We start from the raw sequence: 7,792 nt of genomic DNA, 5'->3' as shown, positions 1-7,792 counted from the left end.
TGGGACTATACTCATTTTAGCATTCCTAAGTTCAATTATTCCGCTCACTTTGCTTATGCATATATCAACACTCTGCTAAAACATAGCCTTATTTTAACTTTAATTCACATAATTTAATAATAAAGGTTTTATTTCACACTATAAATTAGCAAAAATCTCAAGTATCGTATCAATAACGTAATATAGTCATATAATATTATAAATCAATATATAGTAGTGATAAAATGAGATACCTTCTAAATGTTAAACAATGTGAATTTTTAGGTAAAGGACATGAAGGAAAGGTTTATTTAACTCCCGAAGGATTTGCTTTAAAAATATTCTATAATAAAAAGAAGGCAGAAAAAGAAGTAGAAATTCTTGAAAAAACAAAAAAGAGTAGATTTTTTCCTAATGTACTGTTTATGGCTGAAAATATGGTGTTACGAGAATTCATAGAAGGTGATAATCTTTATGAGTTTTTATGTAAAAATGGATTAACCTATTCTTTATCTGTAGAGATTATAGATTTAATTGAAGATTTTAAAGTCTTAGATTTCAAAAGATTAAATATTAGAAATGCACATATATTTGTAGATAAAAACAGTAAAATTAAAGTCATAGACCCTCGAAATCCTTATAGTAAATTTACGCCCTATCCTAAGGACATTATAAAAACTTTAGTAAAATTAAACTTATTTGATAATTTTTTAAAGAACCTTTTAGATTATAAGCCTGATCTTCTTAGTTATTGGATTCACGGTTATGATTATTTTACTCTTATGTCTGAGAAAAAATTACATTGTAGATGCTACGCATGTTAAAAACAAATAAAAATACAAGAACGTACATATGTATTTCTTGTATTTTTATTCTAATTTATTATATTAAAATCTTATCTAAAAAGACTATTTGCTTTTCTCTTAAATTTAAAATATTATCCATAATAAATGAAATACTAATTAATACTATTGCTGTTTTTATAAAATAATTTAGAAGCATATACAAAGTTAAAATCTCCATTAAAATTAGTGAAAGCTTAGATTTAGTTAACGTATAAATCATTCTGTTTATATACTTGTAACTATCTTGTAACAAAAAGTATATAACTATATATTTTATTGAATTTAATATTATATTTAAATGCACAAATTTACTTATTTCTATATTTAAATATAATATATACATACTTGACAAATATACTATTCCAATGTTTATGATTTTCTTAGAACAACAAATTACTATTCCGTATTTCTTAAAATTTCTTATAACTAAAAATTTTTTATTTGACACACAACTTAGTAGATTTAACTTTTTTCCTAAAAATAACGATGCGATGTATGTTATAAATGTAGTTCCTACTGGAAGTGATATTATTAAAATGTAATATAAAACATTTTTTAATGTTTTATTTAAAAATAATAATTTATCCACATATATTTGAGATTCTTTAAGTAGGCTATATCCTAATATATTAGAAAAGTTTATATCAATCATAACCATAACAACACATGACAGTATTGAACAATAAAATAAATCATCTAAAATTGTTTCTTTCTTTTCAACAAATATTCCACATATAAATCCTAATACCATACTTTGACTTATACAGATTCCTGAAACCACATCTCCTATAGTTAATGCTATTATTAGAATTGAAGATACACTAGATAATAATGTATATTTAAAACCACATCTTAGGTATATAAGTATGGTAATTATTGGAACCATAAAATCTAAATATCCTAAATATCCTATTCCTGTACCAATTGCTATAATGCTTATTACTACAAATACAGCTGTAAGAACTCCTGCTTCTGTCATTTTTTTTGTTTCCAATTTATTCACCTTATTTATTTAATCTAATATTGTTAGTTACTATTATATATCAACTAAACATAAATATTAAAGTAAATTTATATTCTAATTGCTTTACTTAGTATAATTTATATTCATATAGTTTTCAAAATGATAGTTTTCTTAAATACCATAAGTAAAATAAATATTTCGTTTATATAAAATATATATCTGAAAATTCTATATTGCATTTTTCTATAGTACTATCTAAATTTTTTTTATTATTAACATTATCATCTGTTAATCTCACTGGAATTGAAAAGATAAACTCTGTTCCTTTAAGTGGATTATTCTTAGCAATTATCTTTCCACCATGCATTTCTACCAAAGATTTCACAAGAGATAAACCTATTCCTGTCCCCTCGCATCTCCTATTAAGTATATTATCTGAATATTTAAATCTTTGAAAAATATTGTTTATATCTTTACTAGCTATACCTATACCATTATCTTTTATACTAATGAGTATATTTTTTCTATCTTTACTGTATTTTATTCTTATTTCTATAATTCCATCATCATTTGTATATTTTATAGCATTAGAAAGTAAATTTAACATTACAGTTTCAATTTTATTTTTATCCAAAGCCGTTATTATTTCCTCTTCACTTGTGTCAAAAATTATATTTCTAGTATTTTCTTTTATATATTCTCTTACTGACATTACTATGTCTTCAATTATTTCAACTGCATTACAATTTTGTAGTTGGAAATTACAATGACCAGAATCTATTTTAGTTATATCTATTAGATTATTTATAAGTCTTAACAGCCTATAAGAATTTTTCTTAATTCCATCTATGTATTTAATTAAATCTATTTCAGCATTTTTGAAATTATTATTTTTATCTATAAGCTGTACAGTTGCAAGTATTACATTTAAAGGTGTCTTAAATTCATGTGATATATTTGCCAGAAATTTATTTTTAAAATTTTCAATCATAACAGCTTCTTCTAGTTCTTTTTTTTCTTGCTCTAATTTTTTTTGTTCTGTAATATCTTTAGCTGCTAAAAATACATATCTTTCCTCTTCAATACAGCTCCAATTCCATTGAAATATCTTATATTCACCATTTTCACATAATACTTTAGCAATAGAATTTTCACCTTTTGCATCTTTTATAAATTTTATATATTTTCTTGCTCGCTCTCTATCATCTGGATGTACCATATCAAATACATTCATTGTTGATATTTTTTCATTACTCCATCCTGTAACATCAATAACACTTGGAGATACACACTTAAAACGTTGTTTATAATCCATTATTGCCCATAAATCTGTTGCAATTTCTAAAAAAGATTTTAATTTACTTTCATTTAATGTTCTTTTTACAAGTTCTTCTCTTAATTTATTGGTTAAAATTTTATTCTTAATTAATAATTCTAATTTCTCACATTCGTAATCGATAACACTATCATTCATATTATCTAAATTAGTATTTTCAGTATAAAAAATACTTAAAATACCTATCAATTTATTTGTATCTTTTATTGAATACATTCTAATATATCCGTAGTTTTTATTTGTGTCAATATTATTGTTTTCTATATGTTTTTTAAACCAATACGTTTCTTTTATATCTATAGCCCTGTGATCATATTTACTTGTAAGTAACTTTTCTTTAGATTGTTCATTTAATTGTGTAGTGTAATCCTCTCCTATTACAGACACATTTCCTAATTTAAATTTTAATCTTAACATATTATATTCTTCATCATATAAAAACAAAGCAATTCCATCAGACTGCGTTTCGCTATTTAAATTTATTAATATATTTTTAAAATTCTCAGTTTCTTCTTTGATACACTCATTAATATATTTATTATTTATAAGTTCTTTTGATGGTTTTAATTTTAACAAATCCTTTAAATCTTTAAAAATATATACCTCATTTTCTTCTTTACTCATTTTCTTATCCCCTTATTATAGTATCCATGGCTTTCTAGTATATATCAGAAAATTCTATATTGTATTTTTCAAACCTTGAATCTAGTCTTTTATCATAAAGATCACAAACGTCTTTATCTTCCATTTTAATTATAGGAAGATAAAATACAAATTCAGCCCCTTTTTTTATTTCCTTATTAACTTTTATTGCTCCACCATGCATCTCTATTAAAGATCTTACTATGGATAACCCAATTCCAGTCCCTTCACATCTTCTCGTAAAAACATCTCCTGATTGCTTAAATCTTCTAAATATGTTTTCTACATCTTTTTCAGGTATTCCAATGCCATCATCTTTTATCTTTACAATAACATTATTATTATTTATATCCATACTTAAACTAACATAAATATTACCACCATTATTTGTATATTTAACTGCATTAGATAATAAGTTTAATATTATTCTTTCAATTTTATCACAATCTATTGCAAGTATAATTTCTTCTCTAGTGGTATCAAATATTATATTACGATTTTTTTCATGTATATATTTGCTAACAGATAGTACTATATTTTCAATAATACTTACAATATTACAATTTTCAAGGCTTAATTTATAAATTCCACCATCTATTTGAGTTATATCTATTAAATTGTTCACCAGTTTTAATAATCTATATGAATTTTGTTTTATTCCATTTATATACTTAAGATTTACTTTTACTTCTTCACTTAATTTATTATTTTTTAATTTATCAGATAATAACTGAACTGTACTTAAAATAACATTTAATGGTGTTTTAAATTCATGTGATACTGTTGAAAAAAATTCAGTTTTTAGACTTTCCATAGCTATTGCTTCTTCTAATCTTCTCTTCTCTTCTTCTAATTCTTTCTTTTCAGTAATATCTCTGCCAGTCAAAAGCACTGTTTTTCCCTCTTCTAAACAGCACCAATTCCATTCTATTAATTTATATTTACCATTTTTACATAGAAATCTATTAAGTAAAAATGTTCTTTTATCTTTATTAAATGAAAATTCCATTTTTTTTAATATATTTTCTCTATCATCTGGATGGGTTAAATTAACTGCATTTAAATTCTTAAATTCTTCTGATGTCCATCCAAAAGTTTTAATACAATTATCACTTACATCTTTAAAATGATAATTTGCTTGCAATATTCCCCATAAATCTGTCGAAATCTCCAAGAACGATTCTAAACGCCTTTGTATTTTTGAACGTTTGGTCATCTCTTTTTTTAATAAAGTCACATCTCTTGCAACTGCTAATTCCCAATTATACTTAGTACCAGTAGGTAATACTGTTTTATAAACTGAGAAGTACCTCTTGTTTTCATTAAATTCTACTTCTTTTATTAGATTTTCTTCAGTTACTAATACATATTCACCGTTATAATTATTTAGTTCTGTTTTTCCTATAATCTCTTTTTCTGTTTTTTTAAATGTAGTCAAAAAATATTTATTTACATATCTGTATCTATTTTTTTGATCTTTAATCCATATTAGATACGGAAAGTTATCTAATATTCTTTCTAAGTCATCTACGCTATATTTTTTATTTATAGTACAGCCTTCCATTGCTCATATTCCCCTTCATATAAATTACACAAATAAAATAATTTAATTTATTCTCTTCAACTAATCACTCTATAATTTATATAATTACATGGAGTATATATCAGAAAATTCTATATCAAACACTTCTATCTTGGAAGAAATTTTTTTATTATTATATTCGTCTAGTTTTTCTTCATCAATTTTTCTAATAGGCAAAGTAAAAATTACTTCTGTACCTTCTTCTGGGTTACTATTTATCCATATTTCTCCTCCATGCATTTCAACAATTGATTTCACTAAAGATAATCCTATTCCACTTCCCTCATAATTTTTATGCAAAGAATTTTCAACTTGTTTAAATCTTTCAAATATTTTTTCCTTATATTCTTTTGGAATTCCTATTCCATTATCCTTTACTGATATTATTACTTCATTATCATCTAAATTAGTAGAAATATTTACTTTTATTATTCCATCTTTTTCTGTATATTTTAATGCATTAGATACTAAATTTAAAATTATCCGCTCTATTTTTTCTGGATCGCAAGCAAGTATTATTTCTTCTTCATCAGTATCAAATATTATATCTCGCTCTTTATTTTTAGTATATTCTGCTACAGATAAAACAATTTCTTCAATAACATTAACTATGTTTTTATTCACCATATTAACTTTATAATGACCACCATCTATCTTAGTGATATCAATTAAATTGTTTACAAGTTTTAATAGTCTATACGAATTTTGTTTTAATCCCTTTATATACTTACACATGTTTTGTTTTTCTAATATATCGTCAAATTTTTTTATATAAGACTCCATAAGTTGCGCTGTTGTTAAAATTATATTTAATGGTGTCTTAAATTCATGAGATAAATTTGCAAAAAACTGTGTTTTTAAACTTTCTAATGCAATTGCATTTTGTAAACGTTTATTTTCTAAGGCTAATTTATTATAATTAGTTATATCTTTACCTGTCATTATAAAAGTTTTCCCACCATTTATATAACTCCAATTCCATTCTAGAGTCCTATATTCTCCATTTTTACAAATACATCTATCTATAAAGCCAACATATTTCCATTTATTATAATTGTAAGCTAAATTTAACAACTCATATATCCTAGGTAAATCATCCTTATGTATCAAATCAGTACAATTCATATTCATAAGTTCTTCCTTAGACCACCCTAATACTTTTGTCCAATTATTAGTTACTTTTATAAAAGATCCATCGTTTTTTGCTATTCCGCATAAGTCAGTAGCTGTTTCTAAAAACAATTCTAATTCTTTTTCACTTTCTACACGCTTATTCAATTCTTTATTAAGTGTTGAATATAAAAATTTATTATTAATAATTATTCCTATAACATCACAAATTGATTTTATAAAATCTTCATTATTATATTTATGAATATCTTCTTCTCTGTATTGTACATTTAATACTCCAACTAATTCACGTTCACATCTTATACAATAAAATTTATTTACAGGAGTATTATTAATATCATCTTTTGATATCACTTCATTACTCTTATTCATCACTCCGCTTTTTACATAATTTTCAAATATTTCTTTTTCAGAATTATATATATATACGCTCATTCCTTGCGCACCTATTATTTTTTTAAAATCACTTATTATTTGTTTCAATCTCTCTTTATTTTTTAATTCATCATATTTGTTTTTATTACAAATATTAATTGATGCGTCTTTTATATGTGAAACTACCTTCTTCTCTGTTGTAATTTTTCTTACAACTCCACCTATTAAATTTGTTTTTTTACTACTCAAAAATGGCATATTATAAGTTTCAACACATATATCTTCTCCATCACTTTTAATTTTTCTCTTAAAATAAGCACAACTTTTTTCTTCTAATATTTTTCTTTCATTGTCTGGCCAGTTTTTCAATATCTCATTATCTTTAAAATCTGAATTCTTTTTCCCTAAAAGATTCTTTTGTTCTAAATCTAATTTCTCAGTTGCTAATTTATTAGCATACTTATACCTTCCTTCCTCATCTTTAATCCATATTATATATGGAATATTATCTAATAAGTTTTCTAAATCTTCTATTGTATATTGTCGTTTTTCTTTCTCATCTTTATTAACCATATATCTTCTCCTAATTTATTATTAAATTACAATAACCCTTATAACTTATTTTACCATATATGACTTATATAGCGAAATTTTATTTTATTTTTATCATATTTTTTATTATAGATGGAAAAAATATGTTTTAAAATGTATTTTTTATAAATTATATGTGTATTTTCTAAAAATTTTACATTTTATCGTAATTAACTATAAAAAACAATAATTTAAATTTACTGCCAAAAATAAAAATTATATTATGATATGTTATCATGTTAATTACTAAATAATAATTTATACTTAGAACAAAATCGCTAAGGCGACTTTGGAGCCGTCGATTTTTTTAGCCATGCGCCCTTTCCAAACGCAGTGCAGGAATAATG

5 protein-coding genes are annotated in these 7,792 nt (G+C 23.6%); 1 reads left to right on the top strand and 4 read right to left on the bottom strand.

What is annotated here, in order from left to right:
• Positions 1-224 precede the first annotated feature (224 nt).
• Entirely contained in the window at positions 225-803 is a 579-nt protein-coding gene (locus RGC78_RS15680) for a serine/threonine protein kinase (protein WP_252212229.1), read from the top strand.
• Positions 804-861: 58 nt separating this feature from the next.
• Here RGC78_RS15680 and RGC78_RS15675 read toward each other — a convergent pair whose 3' ends face one another.
• From RGC78_RS15675 to RGC78_RS15660, 4 genes are all read right to left on the bottom strand, one after another.
• Complete coding sequence (locus RGC78_RS15675; protein WP_252212228.1) at positions 862-1,827, bottom strand: DUF2232 domain-containing protein; 966 nt, start codon at positions 1,825-1,827, stop codon at positions 862-864.
• 163 nt (positions 1,828-1,990) lie between these two features.
• Positions 1,991-3,748, bottom strand: a complete 1,758-nt coding sequence (locus RGC78_RS15670; protein WP_309556931.1) for a PAS domain-containing sensor histidine kinase — start codon at positions 3,746-3,748, stop codon at positions 1,991-1,993.
• 34 nt (positions 3,749-3,782) lie between these two features.
• Positions 3,783-5,330, bottom strand: coding sequence for a PAS domain-containing sensor histidine kinase (locus tag RGC78_RS15665; RefSeq protein ID WP_252212225.1), 1,548 nt, complete (start codon positions 5,328-5,330; stop codon positions 3,783-3,785).
• Between the two features lie 84 nt (positions 5,331-5,414).
• Positions 5,415-7,427: an ATP-binding protein gene (locus tag RGC78_RS15660; protein ID WP_252212224.1), complete on the bottom strand. Its 2,013-nt coding sequence runs from the start codon at positions 7,425-7,427 to the stop codon at positions 5,415-5,417.
• Between the last annotated feature and the right edge of the window lie 365 nt (positions 7,428-7,792).

The sequence above is a fragment of the Clostridium aquiflavi genome, from assembly GCF_031344075.1.
GTDB classification, from domain to species: domain Bacteria; phylum Bacillota; class Clostridia; order Clostridiales; family Clostridiaceae; genus Clostridium; species Clostridium aquiflavi.
This window is presented reverse-complemented; position numbering and strand designations above follow the sequence as displayed.